The sequence below is a fragment of the Mesorhizobium cantuariense genome (genome assembly GCF_042647205.1).
Lineage (GTDB): Bacteria > Pseudomonadota > Alphaproteobacteria > Rhizobiales > Rhizobiaceae > Mesorhizobium > Mesorhizobium cantuariense.
In genome coordinates, this window is the sequence record NZ_JBHRVD010000001.1 from 2,162,997 (window position 1) to 2,187,917 (window position 24,921).

Genomic DNA, 24,921 nt, shown 5'->3' on the forward strand with positions numbered 1-24,921 from the left:
CATGGAATATCTTGAAGCTCTCTCATTGATTCACAAGATATTGCGACCGAGGAATTATCTCGAAATTGGATGTCGCTTCGGCCATAGTCTTGCTTTGTCAGAAGCGCCGTCGATCGGGGTCGATCCGGATTATGAAATCAGAGTGCCACTTCGGGCGCCGACTCGGCTATTCGCTGAGACAAGCGATATATTCTTCCAGCGTGACGTCGCATCGTTGATGGGGGGCCCGATCGATCTTGCCTTTATTGATGGGATGCACAATGCGGAATTCGCGCTCCGCGATTTCATCAATTGTGAACGCACCAGCCACGCTGAGGGCGTCATCGTGATCGATGATGTTTTGCCGCGCGACATTGCTCACGCGAGCCGTGTCAGGAATACTCAAGTGTGGACCGGCGATGTCTATAAGTTGGTTGCGATCTTGCGGAAGTTTCGACCTGACCTGATCGTAGAAACATACGATGTCGAGATCAAGGGGATATGCGTCGTCTCCGGATTGCGGCCAGGAGACACAACGTTGATGGACGCTTATCCTGATATCGAAGCGAGCATTTTACGTGGTGACTACCAACCGGAAACGATTGAGGAGATCGCGCGCGTTGTTGCGCCGCACCCGACAACGTCGTTGGGCGCTGAGCTCGTGCGATTAGACGAACTCCGCTCAAAGCGAAATTATGAAACAGGCTTCACTCATCCCAATCTCGCTAAATATCAAGATGGGGTGATGAATTATCGATATCGCGATATTCCGTGTCTAAAAAGTGCCGTCGATATTGCAATATACTTGAGATTGTTTGGCGAACGGCGGCCGGCGTCAATCATCGAGATCGGATCGAAACACGGAGGGAGTGCCCTGCTATTCCGCGACATGTGTCGCGCGATGGATATCCAAACCCAGATCGTCTCGATCGATCTAGCCCCCCCAGCCTTGTCTGCTTCAGAAGGTATTAGTTTCCTTCAGGGCGACGCGGCAAGTCTTGAGATTCCATTTCGTCAGCACGGACTTTTCGATTTGCCTCGACCTTGGCTGGTTATCGAGGATTCAGCTCATAGCTATGCTGTATGCACTTCGGTCTTGGAGTTTTTCGAAGAGCATCTCTGCTTTGGCGAGTATCTTGTTATGGAGGACGGAGTGCTGGATGAACTTGGGTTGTCGGGACGTTATCAGGGTGGCCCCAACAGAGCGATTGCAGAGTTTCTTGCGAGAAAGCCGCAGTCTTTTGAGATCGACGTCGCTTACTGCGATATGTTCGGTCAGAATATGACCTACAATCCCAACGGCTATCTGCGAAAAATATGAGCTCTTTCCCCCAACAGCGACGCCCTTTCCTGTCGGTGATCATCTGCATCTACGACATGGAGCGAGAGGCTCCGCGTACAATTCTGTCTGCTTGCTGCCCTTATCAAAAAAATGTCTCGCCGGACGACTATGAGGTCATTGTCGTCGACAATGGTTCAGCGCTTCCCTTTACCTCGCTCGATAGCTCTGATTTCTTGCCGCGGCCCCAGATTGTAAGAATGCCTAACCCGCAACCTTCACCTGTCTTTGCACTCAATTGGGCGGCAACGCACGTGGCCAGAGGCACTCATATTCTGTTTGCGATCGATGGGGCTCGAATCTTCTCGGATCAATTGATCGCGAATACGCTGAGGGCACACTCGATGTGTCCCGATGCATTTGTCTATACCCTCGGTTGTCACCTCGGGCCGAGCGTGCAGATGGTTTCGACCACCCAAGGCTACAACGAAGAAGTGGAAGATCGGCTTATTGCAGAAAGCGGCTGGCCTTCGAAGCCATACGCTCTCTATGATATTTCCGTGTTTGCGGGCTCTTCCAGTAACGGCTTCTGGAACCCGATTCAGGAGAGCAACGCGTTTTCGCTGCCGCGCCATCTCCTCGATGCCATAGGCGGATATCATGTGGGCTTTATTTCTCCAGGCGGAGGCTTGGCCAATCTCGAGATTTTTGCACGATACGTTCAGCGTCCGGATGCTAAAAACGTATGCTTGCTGTCAGACATGACATTTCATCAGGTCCACGGTGGTATCGCAACGTCAGGGAAGGTCCAGTTTTCCACGTTCGATGCGGAGTACCGTTCAATTTTCCAACGCGGATACGTTCAGCCGTCCTTTGACATAATTTATCTTGGGCCCCTTCGCCCGGAGGTTGCGAAATTTGCGAGCATTGGCCTCGCCTGAAGGGTTCGGTGAACAAGCGACTTTTTAACAGTCTGATAGCCCATCGCTGGCGATGGGCAGGATACAATAGTTCAGATAGTCCATAATTTTACCGACTTCGGCTTCGGTACCGCCGCAGCGTAGTTTCATCCTAGGGCACACGCCCTCCAATCGATCGAGCAACGCTCAGCCAGGCTTATTCCCAAAAAACATCTGGCTATGCCTCGCGCCCCGCAGTATGCGATACAGGACGGGGGGACCGGGGATGGCGCCTTGAGAAAGGTGATCGGCCACGAAGTATCTTCGTGTTCGCACTTTGCGGTGTCCATCATACCCTTGAGCCTGGAGTCTAGTGCCGTCCAATGAATTCTTACCTCGAAGCAGTATTCGGGCTCAGGCCACAGATGCGGCGCGCCTTCATCATGGTCCAGGACGTGGTCATGGTCCTGGTCGCCGTGGCGCTCAGCCTCGTGCTTTCGCGGTCGAATCTTTCGTTCGAAGCGCTCTCCAACCAGGGGCTGGCAACCTGGGCGGGCATTGTTATCATCAGCCATTTGCTATTCAGATATTGTGGCCTCTACACGACCGTCTGGCGCTTTGCCTCGACGCCGGACTTTTTCAATATCCTGAAGAGCTGCGCGATTTTGACGATCGCCCTGTATGCCGCTTCGATGCTGGTTCGTTCTTTCCAGCCTGTGCAGGGGCTCAACGAGCGTCAATTCATCGTCTTCTTCCTCGTGTCCTTCACGATCATATCGGCGCCCCGGCTGTTCTACCGCTTCCTGCGTGATGGCGCGAGCTGGGGCATTCTGACCCGCAAGACCGACAAGATTCAGGCTAAGCGAGCGTTGTTCGTTGGCCGGCTCGGCGAGGCCGACCTGATCATTCGCTTCACGCGCACGGCGCAGCCGGCGGACTATTCCATCGCAGGCATCATGGCGACCGAACGCGGCGCGCCGTTGGGCACGCGAATCCAGGGTGTTCCCGTGGTGGCGACCCCGCCGCGCCTGATCGACGTCCTGGAAGACTACGCGAGCGGCACCAAAAGCCTGGACTTGCTGATTTTCGGTAGCGGCGCCGAGCACGAGATCGAGGAGTATTCGGAACTCGTCCGCGTCGCCCGGCACGGTGACATAAATGTCGTGCAGTTCTCCGGTCTTTCGGAGCTGGAACGGCACGGAAAGCTGGTTCTCGACACCGTCGAGATGGAAACGATCCTGCGCCGTCCAACAGTCGCGTCCGATATCGAGCACATCAGCGCCTTTGTGGGCGGCAAACGCGTTCTGGTGACGGGCGGCGCCGGCTCGATCGGCCAAACGCTGGTCAAACGGTCGCTGGAGCTGGGAGCGGAAGCGGTGCTAGTCGCTGACAACTCCGAGTTCGGCATTTTCCAGCTGAGCCAGTACATCGACGAGAAGGACCACGACCGTCTCAAGGTCCGCATCGTCGATGTCGCGGACCGGCGCCAGATAACGCGTGTCGTTACCGAATTCCGGCCGGACATCATCTTTCATGCCGCGGCGCTCAAGCACGTTCCGCTGCTCGAGGAAAACTGGGATTCGGCCATCCAGACCAATATTTTCGGTACGCTCGTCTGCGCCGAGGTTGCCGCCAAATGCGGGGTTGCGCAATTTGTCCTGATATCGAGCGACAAGGCGGTGGATCCGACATCGGTGCTTGGCATGACGAAGCGGGCCGCCGAACAGATCGTCAGCGCCTTGCATGGGATGCCCTCGGGCGAGCCGGGCGGACGTCGCTCCGCCACCAAGTTCATAGCCGTGCGGTTCGGCAATGTCTTTGGCAGCAACGGTTCGGTAGCGACCATATTCCAGGCGCAGATCGAGGCTGGGGGACCGGTCACCATCACCGACCGGCGCATGACACGCTATTTCATGACAGTGGCCGAAGCCGTCGATCTCGTCATCATGTCGGCGGCCGATGCGGCGTCGCGGCAGAGCGGGGAAGATTATGCCGTCTATATGCTCGACATGGGCAAGCCGGTGCCGATTCTTGAAGTGGCCGAAACGATGATCCGCTTGTCGGGAAAGAGCCCATACAAGGACATCGCAATCCGGTTCACCGGCATAAGGCCGGGCGAAAAACTCCACGAAACGCTGCATGGCGAAGATGAGGAACTCGTCGAACTCGGCATTTCGAAGATTTTTGGCCTCAGCACGGACGTCGTGGAATGGTCGGATGTCCAGATCGCTCTCACGGCGCTGCAGCATACGGCGAAAAACCAGGACAAGGCTGCCGCGCTCGCCGTGTTGGCAGGCCTTGACCACGCCAAGAAGGCCAGGGGAAGCCTTCATCAGGACGCGCTCCCGAAAACGATCGGGCAGGCGAGCTAGGCCTCGGCTCTTCTGCCGACGCGATCATGATTCGGGGATCTGAAAATCTCGGGCATATGCAAGGTGTTTGACGTTCGTGGATGAAGCATATCTGCGCATCGCAGTCCTGATGGGTACGAAAGACGGCGCCGCCTTCATCGATGAGCAGCTTCAATCGCTGCTCGCGCAGTCGCACCCTCTGGTCGACCTGTGGATATCCGACGATGGCTCCATCGATGGCACGACCGCCATCATCGAGACATGGAAATCCCGCTGGCCCAAGGGGCGAATGACCCTGATGGAGGGGCCGCGGCAAGGCTTCGCCGCCAATTTCCGATCGATGATCCTCGATCGACGCATCGATGCGGACTGCTATGCCTTCTGCGACCAGGACGATATCTGGGAGTCCGACAAGCTAGAGAGCGCTATCGGCTGGATGCGGGCCCATGACGCAAAAACGCCGCTGATGTTCTGCTCGCGAACCGCGACCATGACGGAAACGGGAACCGTTGTCAGCCATTCGCCGCTGTTTGCCCGGCCGCCATCCTTTCGCAACGCGCTTGTGCAAAGCATCGCCGGCGGCAACACCATCCTGCTCAACGCCGCGGCCCGAGACATGCTGGCCAGGGCCTCCACGCGCACCGGGTTCGTCAGCCACGACTGGTGGGCCTATCTCATCGTGACCGCCGCCGGCGGCATCGTCCGCTACGATCCGCGGCCGCTGGTGCGCTACCGGCAGCACGCGGCAAACCTGGTTGGCGCCAACGTATCGTGGAGGGCAAGGGTTTCCCGGCTTGGCCGCCTGTTCAAGGGCGAGTTCGCCGGCTGGACGGATCTCAATCTTGACGGCCTTGCCGTCAATCGCGACCTCCTGACCGAGGATGCGGCGGCATGCCTCGACCTGTTCACCAGCGGGCGGCAGGGCGGTCTTTTCCGCCGCTTGGCAGCCTTGCGCAAAAGCGGTGTCTATCGGCAGACTTTCTCCGGGACCCTGGGGCTCTATCTCGCTTTCATCCTGGGGCGCATCTGAGCATCGAACGGCTGCGTGGCGCGCTTGGTCAAGAGATGAGCTCATGCTACGTCGACCGGATTGACGGGCTTGGCCTGCGGCGTTGCCTCGGGACTTTGGCAGGGAGCACTATCGGCCATTCATGAAGGCAGCCAAGCAAATCTTCGATCTTGCCGGTGCGGCTCTGCTGCTGCTGGCCACATCTCCTGTTTTGGCGCTCACCGTCCTTGCCGTTCGGGCATCGTCGCCTGGTCCGGCTATTTTTTCGCAGATTCGGGTCGGCCGCGACGGCCGGCTTTTTCGCTGTCACAAGTTGCGCACGATGTATGTCGGCACGCCGTCATTGCCCTCGCATGAGGCGCCCGCGAGTTCCGTGACATCGGTTGGAAAGGTCTTGCGGAAGTTCAAGCTCGATGAGCTGCCGCAGTTCTGGAACGTTTTGAAGGGCGAGATGAGCCTGGTCGGGCCGCGCCCCTGCCTGCCGACCCAAACGGAATTGATCGAGTGTCGCAGGCGACTGGGCGTTTTGGCAGCGCTTCCGGGCATAACCGGCCTGGCCCAGATCAAGGGCATCGACATGTCGAACCCGAAACTTCTGGCCGAAACGGATGCCGCTTATCTCCGCACAGCGTCGTTCTGGCTCGACCTTCGGATCCTGTTTGGAACGCTCTACCGAAGCTGATAGGCCATCATGGACAAACAACACGAAGTCAGGATTTACCAAGCCGCGCTAGCTCGGCCAGCCGCTCCAGCGTGCTGGCTTCAGGCGTCCACCCCTGCGATATCAGCAGGGCAGGATCGCATATCTGTGTCGCGGTCAGGCTATCCCAAAACGCCTGCCTGCCCAGCACGCTTGCTGCCGGCCGCATCAGGCCGGCCGGCACGGTCATCAGGCGCATCGGCCGTCCGAAACCTCTGCGAAAGGCGGCGATGATGGCTTCGACGGCGACCGGCGGCACATCGGCGCCAACATAGATCGGGCGAAGTGACCGCGAATGGCCCAGCAGGTGCGACACTGCTCGCACTGCTGCCTCGCAGGACATCAGCGAGCGGATTCCCGTCAAGGCGCCCGTCGGCAGCGGCAGCGCCGTATCGGCCAGGCGCATTAGTGTCGCCAGATTTCCCTTCATGCCGCTTCCATAGACCGGGGGCAGGCGCAACACGGCGGCGTCGGAGCGGCCATGCGACGCATAGGCGTCCAAAACCTTGATCTCGCCCTCGCGCTTCGAGCGTCCATAGGCGCATTGCGGGGCAGGGGGCGTGTTCTCGTCGATCGTCGCGCTGATGCGAGCGCCGATCACGGCCCTGATCGAGGAGAGATGGATGAAGCGTCCGCTTGCCTGGGCGGCCGCGGCATGTGCCAGCCGCGCGCTCAATTCCACATTGGCCGCCTGGTAATCGGCTTCGGTGGCATCGCCCTGATCATTGTTGAGGCCGGCACAATGGACGACATGGGTCACATCCCTGGTGAGTGCCAGGAAAGCCGCGGCCGGCGCATCGAAATTGGGCATCGGCACCGCGCCATCCCCCAGCCCAAATCTCTCCGGATGGCGGGAGGCAAGGCGAAGCTCAGCACCGGTTTGGCGAAGGTGATGCACGACCAGCCGCCCGATGAAACCCGTCGGACCCGTAACAAGGACCTTCATTGCTTGGCCCGGCTATTGGCTGGCTGATGGAAGAGCCGCTCTTCCATGAGCGGTGGAGGCGCCGGCTCTTGCACCAACGCAACCCGACGTCCGGAGGCAAGGTAGGTCCCGCACACCAGGAAGACCATCAGCACCGAGTCCAGAATGTCATGGCCGATCAGGATGCCCGTCATGCCGGCCGTGAGATAAGTGATCACGACGATGACAATCATGGTCGCGCCGAACCGCTCGACAGGATCGCTGCTGTTTCGCAAGACCCAGGCGGCATTTCCAGCGGCAACGACAAAGATCGCCGCCAGCGTCACGGCGCCCAGAATTCCTGCTTGCACCAAGGCGGTCAGGAAGCCGTTGTGGAAATGGTTGAAGCCTGTGTCCATCGCGAACTGGTCATGAAAGCCCTGCTTGATCAAAAGCTGGCTTGCACCCACACCGTGCCCGAACACCGGCATGTCATGGAATGCTTTGAGGCCGATCTCCCAAAGCGCAACACGTATTCCCAACGAGGTGTCGTAGTTGCCGCTAGCTCCAAGCGCACCCCAATCGGAGCGCAAAAAGTCGACGCGCCCGGATATCGCCTGGAAGCTGGAAGCGGCGATCACGACGCCGACCGCCGTCAGCAGCAGCAGCAGGCGAACGGCATTCCTGCCTCTGAGCCTGTGCCGGTTGATCAGCATAACGGCGACGCCAGCGATCAGCAGTGCCAACCAGACAATACGCGAACCGGAATAGATGATGGCGATCGTCCCGGCCAGCGTGGCGTAGAAGAGGGGGTTGCGGGCTCGCTCTATGTCAGACAAGGCGCCGGCTACACAGATCACCACGGCAAGGCAGACGACGGTTGCGAAGACGATTGGATTTCCGGCCCCACCCTCGGCCCTGACCCCAATCCAATATTGCTGGATGACGGCCATGAGCAGCGCGACAAAACAGGCGGCCATGCTGCTGAGCACGACGATGCGGGCAAGCGTGGCTTTCTGCGTGATGCTCCAGGTCGAATAGGAGACGGGGAAAAACAGGAAGGTCACGAGCGGGATAAGATGCGGCGCATCGCGGACGAACGAGTTGTTGACGATGGAAGCCAGGAGATTGGCCGCGCAGTAGGCATAGATCGCGACCGTAAGCCAGATCATGGGCCGGTCGGCGTTGAAGCGCCTTTTCTTCAAAGCAATCAGCAGGGCGGACCAAAGCCCTCCGCCGTTGAACACAAAGCTGACCACCGATCCCAGAACCGGTGGAAAAAAGAAGCAAAGAATGGAGAAGTAGATATTCACCTGCGAAGGCGTGAATTGCTGTCTCAGGGATGAAAGCCGGCTCAATTTTCGGGCTCGCTATTTTCGGCCAGTTTCATGCAGCGGATCTTGTTGGCGAAGTAGAATGCGCTCGCCTCGAAATTCCCCATAGCTCATCATGCATTGCCCGCTTCCCGACGCTGTATAACGGCTGGGCTCTCTTTTCGATAGTGTGTCGGGACCGATTTGCTACCGAAAAATCGGTAGACGGCGCCGGCCGATCTGAGGGCGTCCCCGGAAGGTCCGCAGCCAGCCTATTCAAGCAATATTTTTCCGGTGTTTTCTCAGCCATCGGGCTTGAGAGCAGGAATTTCCGGGTTTTGCGGGATCTATGGAAAATTCATTCCCGAACCATGTGTCGCCGGGTCAGTCCAGCATTGTTCTTGACAATGGCGATCTGCTAGAACGCCGGCACGAAAGATTGTCCGGAAGCAGGACTTGAACCGGGCACAAAAAGCTCGATGATTTGAGGCAAGGTCTTCTGTCGGAAGGTACGAAAGAACGCCCACAGTCCATGACAACAGCGCTTACGCATCTTCAGCGGCTTGAAGCCGAGTCCATCCACATATTCCGCGAGGTTGCGGCTGCCTTTGCCAAGCCGGTCATGCTCTATTCGGTGGGCAAGGATTCATCCGTGCTGATGCATCTGGCGATGAAGGCGTTTTATCCCGCCAAGCCGCCATTCCCCTTTCTTCATGTCGACACGACATGGAAGTTCCGCGAGATGATCGCCTTTCGCGATCAGATGGCACAGAAACTCGGCTTCGATCTCCTGGTTCATGTCAACGAAGACGGCGTGCGCGACAACATCAATCCTTTCGATCATGGTTCGAACACCCATACCCATGTGATGAAGACCGTGGCGCTGCGCCAGGCGCTCGACAAATACGGTTTCGACGCGGCCTTTGGCGGCGCTCGTCGCGATGAGGAGAAATCGCGCGCCAAGGAGCGCATCTTTTCCTTCCGCAACGCCCAGCACGTGTGGGACCCGAAGAACCAACGCCCCGAAATGTGGAAGATATTCAACACCCGGATTGCTTCGGGTGAATCGATCCGCGTCTTTCCGCTGTCGAACTGGACCGAACTCGATATCTGGCAGTACATCCTGCAGGAAAGTATCCCGATCGTGCCGCTCTATTTCGCCAAGGAGCGGCCGGTGGTGGAACGCGACGGCATGCTGATCCTGCGGGACGACGAGCGCATGAAACTGCGTCCCGGCGAGACGGTGGAGAACCGGCTGGTGCGGTTCCGCACGCTCGGCTGCTATCCGTTGACCGGCGCCATCGAATCGGATGCCGACACGCTGGAGGCCATCGTCGGTGAAATGCTGACGGCGCGCACCTCCGAACGGCAGGGTCGCCTGATCGACCGCGATGAAGCTGGCTCGATGGAAAAGAAGAAGCGCGAGGGATACTTTTGACCATGCGCCACATCATGGCAAAGAGCCTCGCACCCACCGACGGCGTCCGCGACTATCTGGCGGCGCAGGAGAAGAAGTCGCTGCTGCGCTTCCTCACCTGCGGTTCCGTCGATGACGGCAAGTCGACGCTGATCGGGCGCCTGCTGTCCGACACCAAGCAGATTTTCGAGGACCAGCTCGCCGCGCTCGAACGCGATTCGCGCAAGCACGGCACCACCGGCGACGACATCGATTTCGCGCTGCTGGTCGACGGTCTCGAGGCCGAGCGTGAGCAAGGCATCACCATCGATGTCGCCTACCGCTTCTTCGCCACGCCGAAGCGCAAGTTCATCGTTGCGGATACGCCCGGTCACGAGCAATACACCCGCAACATGGCGACCGGTGCCTCGACCGCCGACCTGGCGATCGTGCTGATCGATGCCCGGCAGGGTGTGCTTCGCCAGACCAGGCGTCATTCGATCATCGCCTCACTGCTCGGCATCCGCCACGTCGTGCTGGCCGTCAACAAGATCGATCTTGTCGATTTCGACCAGGCGGTTTTCGACCGTATCGTCGAAGACTACCGGCAATTCTCGCGCGATCTCGGCTTCCAGACCATTGTGCCGATCCCGATGTCGGCCCGTTATGGCGACAATGTGAGCCGCCGATCGGAAAGCATGGAATGGTATTCCGGCCCGACGCTGATCGAGCATCTCGAAACCGTGTCGGTCGACGAAGCGACGGTCGAGCTGCCGTTCCGTTTTCCGGTCCAGTATGTCAATCGCCCCAATCTCGATTTTCGCGGCTTTGCTGGCACGATCGCATCCGGCTCGGTTGCGTCAGGCGACGAGGTCGTCGTCGCCAAGTCCGGCAAATCCTCGCGCGTCAAGCGGATCGTCTCGTATGGTGGCGACCTCACCCAGGCGGCTGCGGGCCAGGCTGTCACCCTCGTCCTTGACGATGAGGTCGAGATCTCACGCGGCAACATGCTGGTTTCGCCTGCCGCACGGCCGCAGGTCGCAGACCAGTTCGCCGCCAACATCGTCTGGTTCGACGAACATGCGCTGCTGCCCGGCCGCTCCTACATCCTGCGCACCGAGACCGACCAGAGCAGTGCCACCGTCACCGACCTGAAATACCGCATCAACGTCAACGACTTTGCCCATGAAGCTGCCAAGTCGCTCGATATGAACGAAGTCGGCATCTGCAACATCTCGACGCGGACGCCGATCGCCTTCGATCCCTTCGCCGAGAACCGCACCACCGGCGCCTTCATCCTGATCGACCGCATCTCCAACGCCACGGTCGGCGCCGGCATGATCCTGCACTCGCTGCGCCGCGCCGAAAACATCCATTGGCAGTCGCTCGATGTCGGCAAGCGCGTCCGCGCCGACATGAAGAACCAGCGGCCCGCGGTGTTCTGGTTCACCGGCCTGTCGGGCTCCGGCAAGTCGACCATCGCCAACCTGTTTGAAAAGAAGCTGTTCGCCACCGGCCGCCATACCTATATCCTGGACGGCGACAACGTCCGTCACGGTCTCAACCGCGATCTTGGTTTCACCGACGCCGATCGCGTCGAGAACATCCGCCGCGTCGCCGAAGTGGCGCGTTTGATGGCCGATGCCGGGTTGATCGTCATTGTTTCGTTCATTTCGCCGTTCAGCGCCGAGCGGCGCATGGCGCGCGAATTGATGGCCGACGGCGAGTTCATCGAGGTGTTTGTCGATACGCCCTTCGAGGAATGCGCCAGGCGCGATCCGAAGGGCCTCTATGCGCGTGCACTGAATGGCGAGATCAAGAATTTCACCGGCGTCGATTCCCCTTACGAAGCGCCGGAAAACCCGGAAATCCATCTCAAGACGCTCGGCAAATCGGCCGAAGAGATGGTAGACGCCCTGGAACACTGGCTGAACGAGCGCGACATTGCCGAAGACCAATACGACAGCGGCGGCGGCATCTGACGACAGGCTGATGCTCGAAATCTTCGAGCGGCTGGCCCTGGCGGCCGGGCGCGAGGTGATGCGTGTGTTCCATGCCGGTTGTGCGGTCGACCGCAAATCCGACTCCTCGCCAGTGACCGAGGCGGACCGCGAGAGCGAAAAGATCATTCTCGCCGGACTGCGCGCTGCATTTCCCGACATTCCCTGCGTGGCTGAGGAAGAAGCATCCGCCGGCATCGTGCCACCCGACCTGGACGGGGCTTTCTTTCTGATCGATCCGCTCGACGGCACCAAGGAATTCGTCAACCGCCGCACCGATTTCACCGTCAACATTGCGCTTATCCGTCACGGCGTGCCGGAAGTCGGCGTCGTCTTTGCGCCCTGCACTGGCCGCTTCTTTTCTGGCCTGCCGGGCAGGGCGGAATCTCTCGAAATCGATGGCGATTACAAGATCGTCGGCCGCCGGCCGATCTCGGTGAGAACGGCCGTGGCGCCGCTGGCCGTCGTCGCCAGTCGGTCGCACAACACGCCGGAAACCGAGGCCTATATTCGCAACCTCGGCGCCGCCGAAATCGTCTCGGTCGGTTCGTCCTTGAAGTTCTGCCTTCTCGCCAGTGCCGAGGCGGATGTCTATCCGCGCTTCGGCCGCACGATGGAGTGGGACACGGCGGCGGGCGACGCTGTGCTGCGCGCGGCCGGTGGCATGACGCGCACGCTCGATGGCCAGCCTCTGGTTTATGGCAAGCGCAGGCAAAGCGACGACGAGGACTTCGCCAATCCGCATTTCATTGCCAGTGCCTAATCTCCCCCCTTGAGGGGGAGATGTCGCCGAAGGCGACAGAGGGGGTCGGTACGTCCTGGTGCGACGCCATCTGCTGCGAAAGAGGAGGTTGGCGCTCCACGCGCGGCGACCCCCTCTGGCCTGCCGGCCATCTCCCCCTCAAGGGGGGAGATTAGGCGCCTCTACGCCGCCGCTACATGCGCTGAATTCGAGCCGATATAGTTGCGGATCGTCTCGATGATCCGGTCCTGGTCGGCTTCGCTGAGATAAGGGTGCATCGGCAGACAGAGGATCCGCTTCGGCAGGTCTTCCGACACGGTAAGGCCGGTCGGCGTGCGCGGGTAGTCACGATAAGCGACCTGGGCATGCAGCGGCTTTACATAATAGATGACCGATGGAATGCCCTTTTCACCGAGATGCGCCTTCAGCCCGTCGCGCTTCGGCGTCTCGATCGCATACTGCGCCCAGGCCGAACGGCTGCCGTCCAGATTGCGGGTGGCGGTAACCACGTCGCCAAGCCCGTCGGCATAGCGCTTTGCCACCACCTGGCGGGCAACCATCTCGTCTTCGAGAATGGCCAGCTTCTCGATCAGGATCGCGGCTTGCAGCGTGTCGAGCCGCGAATTGATGCCGACGCGGACATTGTCGTATTGCGTTTCGCCCTTGCCGTGGAAGGCGAAGGATCTGAGCTGCTCGGCTAGCGCGTCGTCATTGGTGAACATCGCACCGCCGTCGCCGTAGCAGCCAAGCGGCTTGGCCGGATAGAAGCTGGTCGAGCCGACCGTTCCGAACACGCCGCACATCTTGCCGTCGAGCGAACCGCCCATCGACTGGGCGGCATCCTCGATCACCATCAGCCCCTCGCGGTTGGCTATCGCCATGATCGCCTCGTAGTCGGCGGCAAGGCCAAACAAGTCGACGGGAATGATTGCCTTCGGCTTCAGTCGGCCTTCCTTCTTGATCATAACGATGGCCGCTTCGAGGCTGGCAATGTCGATGTTGTAGGTATGCGGGTCGACATCGACGAACACCGGCTCGGCCTTGGCCAGCGCCACCACTTCGGCAGTGGCGGCGAAAGTGAAGCTCGGCACGAACACCGCGTCGCCCGGGCCGACGCCAGCCGCAAACAGCGGCAACAGCAGTGCATCGGTGCCGTTGGCGCAAGCCACGACATGCTTGGTGCCGATATAGGCGGCGAGCTTGTTCTCGAATTCGGTGACTTGCGGGCCGAGGATATAGCGGCCCTCGTCGACGACACGGTCGATCGCGGCCTTCAGCCGGTCGCGGATTCGTTCGCGCTGCGCGCCAAGATCGATGAACTGCATGTCGGCCTCAAAACGGGTTAGCCAGATAACCGGCCGCTGGTACCAGAGTTGCGCCTGCCGAGAAAGCCGGGCAGGCAGAGCCGCGAATTGCCTAGGTGTCGCAGTCTGTTACCTGAATTTTCCGGCGTGTCTTCGAGAGATGCCGGAAATCCGGGCTTCGTCAGGCTCGATCCTGCCCTTATAGTCCCTGGCATCGGCCCTGCGAAACATAAAGTGATCGACACGCTCAACCAATCCTGAGCATGTTGCGGCCCGTTCAGGCGATCTCGTGCCGCCAGGGTGGATTGGCGCCGGCTCGTGACACCGTTATCGCTGCCGCCTTGGCGCCGAGCGCCAGCGCCTTGTGGATGGCGTCTTTTGACAGGTCGGAAATTGCCGCCTTCGTGAGCAGGCCCTGCTCATGCAAGGAGGCGAGGATGCCGGCGTTGAACGTGTCGCCGGCGCCGACCGTGTCGACCACCTCGACCTTTTCCGGCATCACCGTGACGGCGTGCTCCTTGCTGTAGCCGACAGCGCCTTCGCTGCCATGGGTGACGACGATCAGCTTCGGGCCGCGGTCCAGCCAGTTGCGGATGACATCCTCGTGCGAGCCGGCTTCGCCGAACCAGTTCAGGTCCTCGTCCGAGAGTTTCACGACGTCGGCCATCGCCATCATGGCGCGGATGCGCCTGAGGTGCTTGGCCTTGTCGGGGATGAAGTTCGGCCGGATGTTGGGATCGAGCATCATGACGCGGCTTGCCTGCTCGCGGCGCATGAACTCTTCATAGGCGCTGCCGGCGGGTTCCGAGATCAGGCTGATGGCGCCGAACAGCATGGCCTCGATCTCGCCGCCGAGCTGCGGCAGGTCGTCGATGGTCAGCATGCGGCCGGCGGTGTTCTCGTCATAGAAGGTGTAGGTCGCCTGGCCGTTGGTGAGTTTGACGAAGGCCAGCGTCGTTGGCCGAGGCGAGGTGTGCGCATAGGTGGAACTGACTTTGCTCGCCCCAAGCGCATCCCGGAACTGACCGCCGAACAGATCAGACGACAGGCCGGAAAAGAAGCCGGCCGGCGCGCCGAGCCGGCCAAGCGCGATCGCCGTGTTGAACACGGCGCCGCCGACATAAGGCGCAAAGGCCGGCTCACCCGCTGTCGTCGTGCGCGGCAGCATGTCGATCAGGGCTTCGCCGCAGCAGAGGATCATGGTTTTCGGGTCTCCGGCGGATGGATCACGCCCTTGCGGATGATGATGTTGGCGTAGAGCCGCGGCTCGCTTGTCGCGACGATGGCATGCGCCGATTTGACCCGTGCATAGAAGTCGGCGCCGGCCAGCGCAACCACCTTGCGGCCCGGCGCACGTTTGGCGCAGATCGCCTCGATCTCATGATGGACAGGATCGGCAAGCGAGGGGTCGCCTTTGACCGAGGCGCGAAACAGCGCTTCCGGCACGGCGTCATCCACCGGCAAGACGCTCAAGATCGCGTCGAGCACCGGGATGAGGTGGTGACCATCGGCTCGTACCAGCCGGGTTGCCTGTTGTTCCGCCGGATAGTTCCCGTCGACAAGGGCGATTTCGTCGCCATGGCCCATGGCGCGCAATGTCGCTAGAAGCTCTGGACCGAGCAGCGCCGGGATTCCGATCAGCATCACGCGCTCCTGGAAATCGTCGTCGAGCTGATCAGGAAGCGTTCGGAAAGGGGCAGGCTGGCGCCGCCGAGCGCCCTGGCGTGAATGCCGACGGTTCCCTCGCGAACGGCGGGTAGCTTCAAGCCTTCGCCGTCGATCGTGGCGATGGCCGCGACGATGGCGTCGACCAGCCGGCGGCGCACCGCCTTCGGCATCCAGCCGTCGATCACCGCCGCTTCGAAATCGATGACCGAGGATGCCGCGACGATGGCGTAGGCGAGCGCTTGCGAGGCGCTGGCGATCCAATCGTCGAGCTCGGGTCCGATCTCGCCCCAGTCTTCCGGCGAGGTCCACAGATGCGAGGCCTCGACGCCGCGCGCATTGAGCGCCTTTTCGAGCATGGCGATGGACGCCACGTCGATCAGCTGGGCCGGTTTGCCGTCCGGTCCGGGTACGGGCATCGAACCCAGCGCGCCGGCATTGCCGGTCGGGCCACCAAACAGCCGGCCATTCAGCACGATGCCACCGCCGGCAAAGGCGCCGATGTAGAAATAGACGAAGTCACGCGCGGCACCCGCCTGGCCGAAGACGAGCTCGGCGCCGCAGGCCGACGTGGCATCGTTCTGCAGGTAGACCGGAAAATCGCATTGCGCCTGGATGTCGGCCCTGATGTCGCGGTGGCGCCATTCGTCCATGACGTCGCGCGGGGCGCCAGCGGTATCGGCCCAGTTCCACAATTCGAACGGCATGGCGATGCCGAGCCCGGCGATGCGCTTGTCCTGTGCGGGAGTCAGCTCGCCGCGCATCTGCCGCATGCCGTTGCTGACGAAGTCCACCGTCTCACGCGGGGCCGGGTAACGATAGGAATGCTGCAGCATCGAACGGACATGGCCAAGGAAATCGATCAGCACCAGCTCCGCGCTGCGGCGGCCGATCTTCAGGCCGATGAAGAAAGCGCCTTCGGGATTGAGCGCCATCGGGATGGAGGGCTGGCCGATCTTGCCGCGCAACGGCGCCTGGCGCAGCAGAAGGCTTTCTTCCTCCAGCTCGCGCATGATGACCGAAACCGTCTGCGCCGAAAGCCCGGTCATGCGGGCGATGTCGGATTTCGCCAGGCTGCCGTGCTGGCGCACCAGCGAGAGCACCAACCGCTCGTTGTGGTCGCGCATGCCGCTCTGGTTGGTGCCGCGGTGAATAAGGCTGTCATTCACCTCGGGCGAACCGTGCCTCGCAATGGCGGTTTCCACCCTGTTCCTCCCGTCGTTTCCCCTCAATGCTTTTGGGCCAGAATGGGTGAATGAAGCAAGGCTGTCAATAATAAATAAGAGTGATTTAATTATTGACAGAGGCTTCGGCCTAGTGTCTGTTGAGGCAGCGTCCACGCTGGGAGAATTTCGTTGGATGCGCTGCAGGTGCCGGTTGGCCGGCATCGGAATGGTTCCACTGGGAGGAAAATCGTGACCAATACAAAACTATTGAAATCGACCGTATTTGCCGCCGCGGCTCTGGGGCTGGTGGCGTTTGCGTCGTCCGCATCCGCGGCCGGTGTCGGTGCCTGCCTGATCACCAAGACCGACACCAATCCCTTCTTCGTTAAGATGAAGGAAGGCGCCACCGCGAAGGCCAAGGAACTCGGCGTCGACCTCAAGACCTACGCCGGCAAGATCGACGGCGACAGCGAGAGCCAGGTCGCGGCGATCGAAAGCTGCATCGCCGACGGCGCCAAGGGTATCCTGATCACCGCATCCGACACCAAGGGCATCGTGCCGACCGTGAAGAAGGCGCGTGATGCCGGCCTGCTGGTGATCGCGCTCGACACGCCGCTTGATCCCATCGATGCGGCCGACGCAACCTTTGCGACGGACAATCTCGAAGCTGGCAAGCTGATCGGCGCCTGGGCCGCCGCCACGCTCGGCGACAAGGCCAAGGACGCCAAGATCGGCTTCCTCGACCTGACCCCGTCGCAGCCGACCGTCGACGTGCTGCGCGACCAGGGCTTCATGATGGGCTACGGCATCGATGTGAAGGATCCCAACAAGATCGGCGACGAGGACGATCCGCGCATCGTCGGCCACGACGTCACCAACGGCAACGAAGAGGGCGGCCGTAAGGCGATGGAGAACCTTCTGCAGAAGGACAACACCATCAACGTCATCCACACCATCAACGAGCCCGCCGCTGTCGGCGCCTACCAGGCGCTCAAGGCTGTCGGCCTCGAAAGCCAGGTGCTGATCGTTTCCGTCGACGGCGGCTGCCCCGGCGTGAAGTCGGTGGCCGAAGGTGTCATCGGCGCCACGTCGCAGCAATATCCGCTGCAGATGGCGGCGCTCGGCATCGAGGCGATCGCCGCCTTCGCCAAGGACGGAACCAAGCCGAAGCCGACCGAAGGCAAGGACTTCTTCGATACCGGCGTCAACCTGGTGACCGACAAGCCGGCCACTGGCGTGAAGTCCATCGACACCAAGGAAGGCCTCGCTAAGTGCTGGGGCTGATGCCAGCCTGACCGGCAACAACGAACCTGAGCGGTCGGGGCTTGATCCCCGGCCGCTTCGGGTGGACGATGGCTCGCGTGACCGCGAACAATCCCGGCAATAGACCGGAAGAGCGTGGACGGATGTTGGCGCGTGGCTGGCACCCAACGGGGAGGAAACATGGCTCAAGCTCAGGAATTCGAGAAGGTTCTCTCGAGCAGCGACACAAGCGTTGCCGCTTTTGACGAGCACAAATCGGTCGTCAAGCGCATCCAGCATTTCCTGCATTCGACGCCGGCCGCGGTGCCGCTGATCGTGCTGGTTCTGGCGATCATCGTCTTCGGCATCACCATTGGAGGGCGTTTCTTTTCGTCCTACACGCTGACGCTGATCCTGCAACAGATCGCCATCATTGGCATTCTGGGTGCCGCGCAGACTCTGGTCATCTTGACCGCCGGCATCGACCTGTCGATTGGCGTGATCATGGTGATTTCAGCGGTGATCATGGGCAATTGCGCGGTTAGCTACGGGATGCCGAGTGTGCTCGCCGTGGCGATTGGCCTTGCCGCCGGTGCGGCCTGCGGGCTGCTCAACGGGGTACTTGTCGCCTACATGAAACTGCCGCCTTTCATCGTGACCCTTGGCACCTGGAATATCGTCATGGCCACGAACTTCATCTATTCGGCCAATGAGACGATCCGCGACACCGACGTCGACACCCAGGCGCCACTGCTGCATCTGTTTGCATTGAGCTTCAAGGTCGGCACGGCGGTACTGACGCTCGGCGTCATTGCCACGGTCGTTCTCGTGATGATCCTCTGGTACGTGCTCAATCACACGGCATGGGGCCGCCATGTCTACGCCGTTGGCGATGATCAGGAGGCGGCGAAGCTGTCGGGCATTCAGACCAAGAAGGTGCTGATGACGGTCTACACCCTTGCCGGGCTGATCGCCGCTTTCGCTGCCTGGGTCTCCATCGGTCGCAACGGCTCGATCTCGCCGTCAGCCGCCGTCACCGATTACAATCTGCAGGCGATCACCGCGACGGTGATCGGCGGTATTTCTCTGTTCGGCGGACGCGGCTCGATCCTGGGCACGCTGTTCGGCGCAATGATCGTCGGCGTCGTCTCCATGGGCCTCAACATGCTGGGCGCCGATCCGCAATGGAAAGTGCTGCTCACCGGTGTGCTGATCATCGGCGCCGTGGCAGTCGACCAATGGATCAGAAAGGTTTCGGCATGACCATGACCCAGGACCCCATTCTCACCGCTCGTGGCCTGGTCAAGCGCTATGGCCGCGTCACCGCCCTCGACAATGCCGACTTCGATCTTTACCCGGGCGAAATCCTTGCCGTTATCGGCGACAACGGCGCCGGCAAGTCGTCGCTTATCAAGGCGATTTCCGGCGCGGCCGTGCCCGACGAAGGCGAGATCCGGCTTGAAGGCAAACCCGTCGCCTTCAAATCGCCGATGGAGGCCCGCGAAGCCGGCATCGAGACCGTCTATCAGAATCTGGCGCTGTCGCCGGCGCTGTCGATCGCCGACAACATGTTCCTTGGCCGCGAAATCCGCAAACCGGGTTTTCTGGGCGACTGGCTTCGTATGCTCGACCGTCCGGCGATGGAAAAGCGCGCTCGCGACAAGCTCACCGAGCTTGGCCTGATGACCATCCAGAACATCTCCCAAGCGGTCGAAACGCTCTCTGGCGGCCAGCGCCAGGGCGTGGCGGTGGCGCGCGCCGCCGCATTCGGCAGTCGTGTGGTGATCATGGACGAACCGACGGCCGCCCTTGGCGTCAAGGAAAGCCGCCGCGTGCTCGAACTGATCCTCGACGTCAAGAAGCGCGGCCTGCCTATCGTGCTCATCTCGCACAACATGCCGCATGTCTTCGAAGTGGCCGACCGCATTCACATCCATCGGCTCGGCCGTCGCCTCTGCGTCATCGATCCCAAGCAATATACGATGTCCGATGCCGTCGCCTTCATGACGGGTGCCAAGGTTCCGCCGGAGGTGGCGCTGGCGGCTTGAACTGTCAAATTGCCGCAGGGTAAGCAAGCATGGGCTGATCTAAATCGATTGAATGTGCGGCGGTATCGGCTAGCATGGGCTGGGAGGAACGATGAAAGCCGGTATGATCATGGCAACCGCACGAGAGGCATCATGACGAGCGCGATGACATCCGAACCCCTCCCGCCACTGCTCGAAAATCCTGATCCAAAGACACTCGCACGGGAAGTCTTGGTGGCCCTCAAATACCGGGTCGGCAAGGGTACCAATGTCGCCACGCAACATGATTGGCTGACCGCCTCGATCAAAGTTGTGCGCGACCGCATCGTCGATCACTGGATGCAGGCGACGCAGGAGGCCTACGCCCAGCAGGAAAAGCGCGTCTATTATCTGTCGCTGGAGTTCCTCATCGGCCGCCTGATGCGCGATGCCTTCTCCAATCTCGGCCTGATGGACAATATGCGCGAGGCGTTGAAGTCCCTCGGTGTCGATCTCGATCTGATCGCCGCACTCGAACCGGATGCGGCGCTCGGCAATGGCGGCCTCGGCCGGCTAGCCGCCTGCTTCATGGAAAGCATGGCAACTGTCGACATTCCCGCGCATGGCTATGGCATCCGCTACGCCAACGGCATGTTCCGCCAGGAGATTCACGACGGCTGGCAAGTCGAACTGCCTGAGACCTGGCTCGATCACGGCAACCCCTGGGAGTTCGAACGCCGCGAACGCTCGTTCGAGGTCGGTTTCGGCGGTTCGGTGGAATCGATCACCTCGAAGGACGGCCGGCTCGAACGCCATGTCTGGAAGCCGACCGAGCATGTGCTGGCCGTCGCCTATGACACGCCCGTCGTTGGTTGGCGGGCCAATCGCGTCAACACGCTGCGGCTCTGGTCGGGCATGCCGGTCGATCCGATCCTGCTCGACAAGTTCAATGCCGGCGACCACATCGGCGCGCTTGCCGAAAGCAACAAGGCCGATGCCTTGTCGCGCGTGCTTTATCCCGCGGATTCTCACAAGGCCGGGCAGGAACTGCGGCTCAGGCAAGAGTATTTCTTCTCCACCGCCTCGCTGCAGGACATCGTCCAGCGCCATCTCAGCCAGTATGGCGACCTCAAGTCGCTGCCCGACAAGGCTGCGATCCACCTCAACGACACCCACCCGGCCATCGCGGTGCCCGAACTGATGCGCCTGTTGATGGATGTCCACGGCATGGATTTCGATCATGCCTGGGATATCACCAAGCGCACCTTCGGCTACACCAACCACACGCTGCTGCCCGAGGCGCTGGAAAGCTGGCCGGTGCCGCTGTTCGAGCGGCTTTTGCCGCGCCACATGCAGATCGTCTATGCCATCAACGCTGAAGTGCTTCTGGAGGCGCGTGCCTCCAACCAGTTCTCGGAAGAGCAGATCGGCCGCATCTCGCTGATCCAGGAAAATGGCGACCGCCGCGTGCGCATGGGCAATCTGGCCTTTGTCGGCTCGCACTCGATCAACGGCGTTTCGGCTCTTCACACCGACCTGATGAAGGAGACGGTGTTCGCCGATCTGCACAAGCTCTATCCCGATCGCATCAACAACAAGACCAACGGTATCACGCCGCGGCGCTGGCTGATCCAGTGCAACCCCGGACTGACGGCGCTCGCCCGCGAGGCGATCGGCGACCGCTTTCTCGATGATATCGACGCCATCAAGGGGCTCGATGCCTTTGCCGATGATGCCGCCTTTCGCGACAAGTTCGCCGCTGTCAAGCGCGCCAACAAGGTGCGGCTGGCCAATGTCGTCGCCGACCGGCTCGGCATCAAAGTCGATCCCTCGGCGCTGTTCGATATCCAGATCAAGCGCATCCATGAATACAAGCGCCAGCTTCTGAACATTCTCGAGGCGATCGCGCTCTACGACCAAATCCGTTCGCATCCCGAGCGCGACTGGATGCCGCGCGTGAAATTCTTCGGTGGCAAGGCGGCGCCCAGCTACCACAATGCCAAGCTGATCATCAAACTCGCCAACGACGTCGCCAAGGTCATCAATCGCGATCCGGCCGTGCGCGGTTTGCTGAAGATGGTGTTCCTGCCGAACTACAATGTCAGCCTGGCCGAGATCATGATGCCGGCGGCCGACCTTTCCGAGCAGATCTCGACTGCCGGCATGGAAGCGTCGGGCACCGGCAACATGAAGTTCGCGCTCAACGGCGCGCTGACCATCGGCACGCTCGACGGTGCCAATGTCGAGATCAAGGAATGCGTCGGCGACGACAACATCTTCATCTTCGGCCTGACCACCGCCGAGGTCGCCGAGCGACGCAACAATGGCTACAACCCTCGCGCCGTCATCGAAGGATCATCTGAACTGGCGCAAGCGGTCGCTGCCGTCTCGTCGGGCGTCTTCTCGCCGGACGATCCGGAGCGTTACCGCGACCTCATCAACGGCCTCTACAACAGCGACTGGTTCATGGTTGCCGCCGATTTCGATGCCTATGCCGCCGCCCAGCGCGAGGTCGATGCGGTCTGGCGCAACAGTCCCGACTGGTACGCCAGGGCAATCCGCAACGTGGCGCGTGTCGGCTGGTTCTCCTCCGATCGCACGATCCGCCAATATGCGAAAGAAATCTGGAACGTGCCTGTCTGATATGATTGCATGAGGCCGCGAACAATGTGGTCCCGGTGGTGTGAATTTGAAAGTCGGATCACGCCACTAGAAACAAACACTCGGTGCCCGGGGAGGGACACTGCCTGATGAAGAAGCCGCGCGCGACCGCTGCGACAAGCGGGCCGGACGGACTGGCGGCAGCCAGCGATGTTGCGGCGATTGTTGCCGGCACGCATGGCGATCCGTTTGCCGTTCTCGGTGTTCAGGAGGCTGGGAAGGGTTTTGTGGCCCGCTGCTTTGTTCCGAATGCCGAATTCGTCACCGCTTATACGCTGACCGGCACCATCGCGGGTGAACTGTCCAGGCGTGACGATGGCGGCTTTTTCGAAGGCAAGCTCTCGATCAAGAAGCGGCAGCCGCTTCGCTATCACGCGCGCAATGCCGGCGGCGACTGGTGGCTGACCGATCCCTATTCGTTCGGTCCAGTGCTTGGCCCGATGGACGACTACTACATCGCGCAAGGCTCGCATCTCAGGCTGTTCGACAAGCTCGGTGCCCATGTCATCGAGCACGAAGGCGCCACGGGCGTGCATTTCGCCGTTTGGGCTCCCAATGCGCGGCGTGTCTCGGTGGTCGGCGATTTCAACGAATGGGACGGCCGCCGGCACTCGATGCGCGACCGCCGCGACACCGGCATCTGGGAGGTGTTCATTCCCGATATCGGTGCCGGCCGGCCCTACAAATACGAGATCATCGGCCCCGACGGCGTCAGGCTGCCGCTGAAGGCCGATCCGTTCGCCTTCAAATCCGAACTGCGGCCGGCGACTGCTTCAGTCGTGGCCGTGCCGCCGGCGCATCCATGGGGCGACGAGGCGCATCGCAGTTTCTGGCGCAATGCCGATCCCCGGCGCGAAGCCATCTCGATCTACGAGGTCCATGCCGGGTCCTGGCAGCTTCGCGACGACGGTACGTTCCTGTCATGGGACGAACTGGCCGACCGGTTGATCCCCTATGTGGTCGAGACCGGTTTCACCCATATCGAATTCATGCCGATCTCCGAACACCCCTATGACCCGTCCTGGGGCTACCAGACGACCGGCCTCTACGCGCCATCGGCCCGCTTTGGCGACCCGGACGGCTTTGCCCGTTTCGTCGATGGCGCCCACCGCGCCGGCGTCGGTGTCATCCTCGACTGGGTGCCGGCGCATTTCCCGGTCGACGCGCATGGCCTGGCCAATTTCGATGGCACCGCGCTCTATGAACATGCCGATCCGCGCAAGGGTTTCCATCCCGACTGGAACACCGCGATCTACAATTTCGGCCGCCGCGAGGTGGTGTCGTTCCTCGTCAACAATGCGTTGTTCTGGGCCGAGAAATACCATGTCGACGGACTTCGCGTCGATGCGGTCGCCTCGATGCTCTACCTCGACTATTCGCGCAAGGCTGGCGAATGGATCCCCAACGAGAAAGGCGGCCGCGAGAACCTCGAGGCGGTCAGCTTCCTGCAGAAGATGAACAAGGAGGTCTACGGCCACCATCCGGGCGTGATGACCATCGCCGAGGAATCGACCTCATGGCCGAAGGTCTCGGCACCGGTGCATGAAGGCGGGCTGGGCTTCGGCTTCAAGTGGAACATGGGTTTCATGCACGACACGCTGGAGTATTTCTCCAAGGAGCCGATCTTCCGCAAGCACCACCACAATGACCTCACCTTCGGCCTGACCTACGCCTTTTCGGAGAATTTCGTGCTGCCGCTCTCGCACGACGAGGTCGTGCACGGCAAAGGCACGTTGCTTGGCAAGATGGCCGGCGACGACTGGCAGAAGTTTGCGACGCTACGCGCCTACTATGCCTTCATGTGGGGTTATCCCGGCAAGAAACTGCTGTTCATGGGGCAGGAGTTCGCCCAGCGCCGCGAATGGAGCGAGACACGCGCGCTCGATTGGAACCTGCTGGAATTCCGGCCGCATCGGGGCGTCTGGCAGACGGTGCGCGATCTCAACTATCTCTACCGTTCACGCCCGGCGCTGCACGGCCGCGATTGCGAGCCGGAAGGGTTTTCCTGGCTGATCGTCGATGACAGCCAGAATTCGGTTTTCGCCTGGCTGCGCAGCGCACCGGGCGGTAGCCCGGTGGCCGTCATTTCCAATTTCACGCCGGTGCCGCGCGACAGTTATCGCGTGCCGTTGCCGACGGCCGGCAAATGGCGCGAAATCATCAACACCGACGCTTCGGAATATGGCGGGTCCGGCAAGGGCAATGGCGGCATGATCGAGGCGCGCGCGGAGGGAGGAAGCATCTCTGCGACAATGCTTTTGCCGCCGCTGTCGACGATCATGCTTGAACTCGTCGGGGACTGAGC

19 protein-coding genes are annotated in these 24,921 nt (G+C 61.0%); 13 read left to right on the top strand and 6 right to left on the bottom strand.

Annotation, left to right across the window (positions count from 1 at the left end; translation table 11 throughout):
* The first annotated feature begins 1 nt into the window (after position 1).
* The 5 genes from ACFOJ9_RS09975 (at position 2) to ACFOJ9_RS09995 (ending at position 6,199) form a co-directional block, all read left to right on the top strand.
* On the top strand, positions 2-1,300 hold the full coding sequence (locus tag ACFOJ9_RS09975; RefSeq protein ID WP_378978719.1) for a class I SAM-dependent methyltransferase: 1,299 nt from the start codon (positions 2-4) through the stop codon (positions 1,298-1,300).
* The gene (locus ACFOJ9_RS09980; RefSeq protein ID WP_378978720.1) at positions 1,297-2,199 is read left to right on the top strand and encodes a glycosyltransferase family A protein; all 903 of its coding nucleotides are present in this window, start codon (positions 1,297-1,299) and stop codon (positions 2,197-2,199) included. Before ACFOJ9_RS09975 ends, ACFOJ9_RS09980 begins: the two co-directional genes overlap by 4 nt.
* Before the next feature lie 341 nt (positions 2,200-2,540).
* Entirely contained in the window at positions 2,541-4,529 is a 1,989-nt protein-coding gene (locus ACFOJ9_RS09985) for an SDR family NAD(P)-dependent oxidoreductase (RefSeq protein WP_378978721.1), read from the top strand.
* Between the two features lie 76 nt (positions 4,530-4,605).
* On the top strand, positions 4,606-5,538 hold the full coding sequence (locus tag ACFOJ9_RS09990; protein WP_378978722.1) for a glycosyltransferase family 2 protein: 933 nt from the start codon (positions 4,606-4,608) through the stop codon (positions 5,536-5,538).
* Between the two features lie 121 nt (positions 5,539-5,659).
* Positions 5,660-6,199 carry a sugar transferase gene (locus ACFOJ9_RS09995; protein WP_378978723.1) on the top strand — a complete coding sequence of 180 codons (540 nt, stop codon included), beginning with the start codon at positions 5,660-5,662 and terminating at the stop codon, positions 6,197-6,199.
* Between the two features lie 28 nt (positions 6,200-6,227).
* On the opposite strand, the gene ACFOJ9_RS10000 is transcribed toward ACFOJ9_RS09995, so the two are convergent.
* Both ACFOJ9_RS10000 and ACFOJ9_RS10005 read right to left on the bottom strand, forming a co-directional pair.
* On the bottom strand, positions 6,228-7,163 hold the full coding sequence (locus tag ACFOJ9_RS10000) for an NAD-dependent epimerase/dehydratase family protein (protein ID WP_378978724.1): 936 nt from the start codon (positions 7,161-7,163) through the stop codon (positions 6,228-6,230).
* The gene (locus ACFOJ9_RS10005) at positions 7,160-8,479 is read right to left on the bottom strand and encodes an O-antigen ligase family protein (RefSeq protein WP_378978725.1); all 1,320 of its coding nucleotides are present in this window, start codon (positions 8,477-8,479) and stop codon (positions 7,160-7,162) included. The genes ACFOJ9_RS10000 and ACFOJ9_RS10005 overlap by 4 nt, the downstream gene beginning before the upstream one ends.
* A 487-nt stretch (positions 8,480-8,966) precedes the next feature.
* Between ACFOJ9_RS10005 and cysD the strand changes: the two genes are divergently transcribed.
* From cysD to cysQ, 3 genes are read left to right on the top strand one after another with little or no spacing between them, the layout of a single operon-like run.
* Positions 8,967-9,872, top strand: a complete 906-nt coding sequence (cysD, locus tag ACFOJ9_RS10010) for a sulfate adenylyltransferase subunit CysD (protein ID WP_027035869.1) — start codon at positions 8,967-8,969, stop codon at positions 9,870-9,872.
* Positions 9,873-9,874: 2 nt separating this feature from the next.
* A complete protein-coding gene (gene cysN, locus ACFOJ9_RS10015; RefSeq protein WP_378978726.1) occupies positions 9,875-11,812 on the top strand; it encodes a sulfate adenylyltransferase subunit CysN in 1,938 nt (645 codons plus the stop codon).
* Positions 11,813-11,822: 10 nt separating this feature from the next.
* Positions 11,823-12,593: a 3'(2'),5'-bisphosphate nucleotidase CysQ gene (cysQ, locus tag ACFOJ9_RS10020; protein ID WP_378987692.1), complete on the top strand. Its 771-nt coding sequence runs from the start codon at positions 11,823-11,825 to the stop codon at positions 12,591-12,593.
* A gap of 161 nt (positions 12,594-12,754) precedes the next feature.
* Here cysQ and ACFOJ9_RS10025 read toward each other — a convergent pair whose 3' ends face one another.
* From ACFOJ9_RS10025 to ACFOJ9_RS10040, 4 genes are all read right to left on the bottom strand, one after another.
* Entirely contained in the window at positions 12,755-13,897 is a 1,143-nt protein-coding gene (locus tag ACFOJ9_RS10025) for a DegT/DnrJ/EryC1/StrS family aminotransferase (protein WP_378978727.1), read from the bottom strand.
* A gap of 256 nt (positions 13,898-14,153) precedes the next feature.
* Entirely contained in the window at positions 14,154-15,077 is a 924-nt protein-coding gene (locus tag ACFOJ9_RS10030; RefSeq protein WP_378978728.1) for a carbohydrate kinase family protein, read from the bottom strand.
* The gene (locus ACFOJ9_RS10035; RefSeq protein WP_378978729.1) at positions 15,074-15,520 is read right to left on the bottom strand and encodes an RbsD/FucU family protein; all 447 of its coding nucleotides are present in this window, start codon (positions 15,518-15,520) and stop codon (positions 15,074-15,076) included. Before ACFOJ9_RS10035 ends, ACFOJ9_RS10030 begins: the two co-directional genes overlap by 4 nt.
* A complete protein-coding gene (locus ACFOJ9_RS10040; RefSeq protein WP_378978730.1) occupies positions 15,520-16,746 on the bottom strand; it encodes an ROK family transcriptional regulator in 1,227 nt (408 codons plus the stop codon). The genes ACFOJ9_RS10035 and ACFOJ9_RS10040 overlap by 1 nt, the downstream gene beginning before the upstream one ends.
* Before the next feature lie 210 nt (positions 16,747-16,956).
* Here ACFOJ9_RS10040 and ACFOJ9_RS10045 point away from each other — a divergent pair, with 210 nt between their 5' ends.
* From ACFOJ9_RS10045 to glgB, 5 genes are all read left to right on the top strand, one after another.
* Positions 16,957-17,991 (top strand): sugar ABC transporter substrate-binding protein, encoded by a 1,035-nt coding sequence (locus tag ACFOJ9_RS10045; protein ID WP_378978731.1) that lies wholly within the window; start codon positions 16,957-16,959, stop codon positions 17,989-17,991.
* Between the two features lie 159 nt (positions 17,992-18,150).
* On the top strand, positions 18,151-19,212 hold the full coding sequence (locus ACFOJ9_RS10050) for an ABC transporter permease (protein ID WP_378978732.1): 1,062 nt from the start codon (positions 18,151-18,153) through the stop codon (positions 19,210-19,212).
* Positions 19,188-19,997 (top strand): ATP-binding cassette domain-containing protein, encoded by an 810-nt coding sequence (locus tag ACFOJ9_RS10055; RefSeq protein ID WP_378978733.1) that lies wholly within the window; start codon positions 19,188-19,190, stop codon positions 19,995-19,997. The genes ACFOJ9_RS10050 and ACFOJ9_RS10055 overlap by 25 nt, the downstream gene beginning before the upstream one ends.
* Positions 19,998-20,129: 132 nt before the next feature.
* Positions 20,130-22,598, top strand: a complete 2,469-nt coding sequence (locus tag ACFOJ9_RS10060) for a glycogen/starch/alpha-glucan phosphorylase (protein ID WP_378978734.1) — start codon at positions 20,130-20,132, stop codon at positions 22,596-22,598.
* Between the two features lie 107 nt (positions 22,599-22,705).
* Complete coding sequence (gene glgB / locus ACFOJ9_RS10065; protein ID WP_378978735.1) at positions 22,706-24,919, top strand: 1,4-alpha-glucan branching protein GlgB; 2,214 nt, start codon at positions 22,706-22,708, stop codon at positions 24,917-24,919.
* Positions 24,920-24,921: the final 2 nt, after the last annotated feature.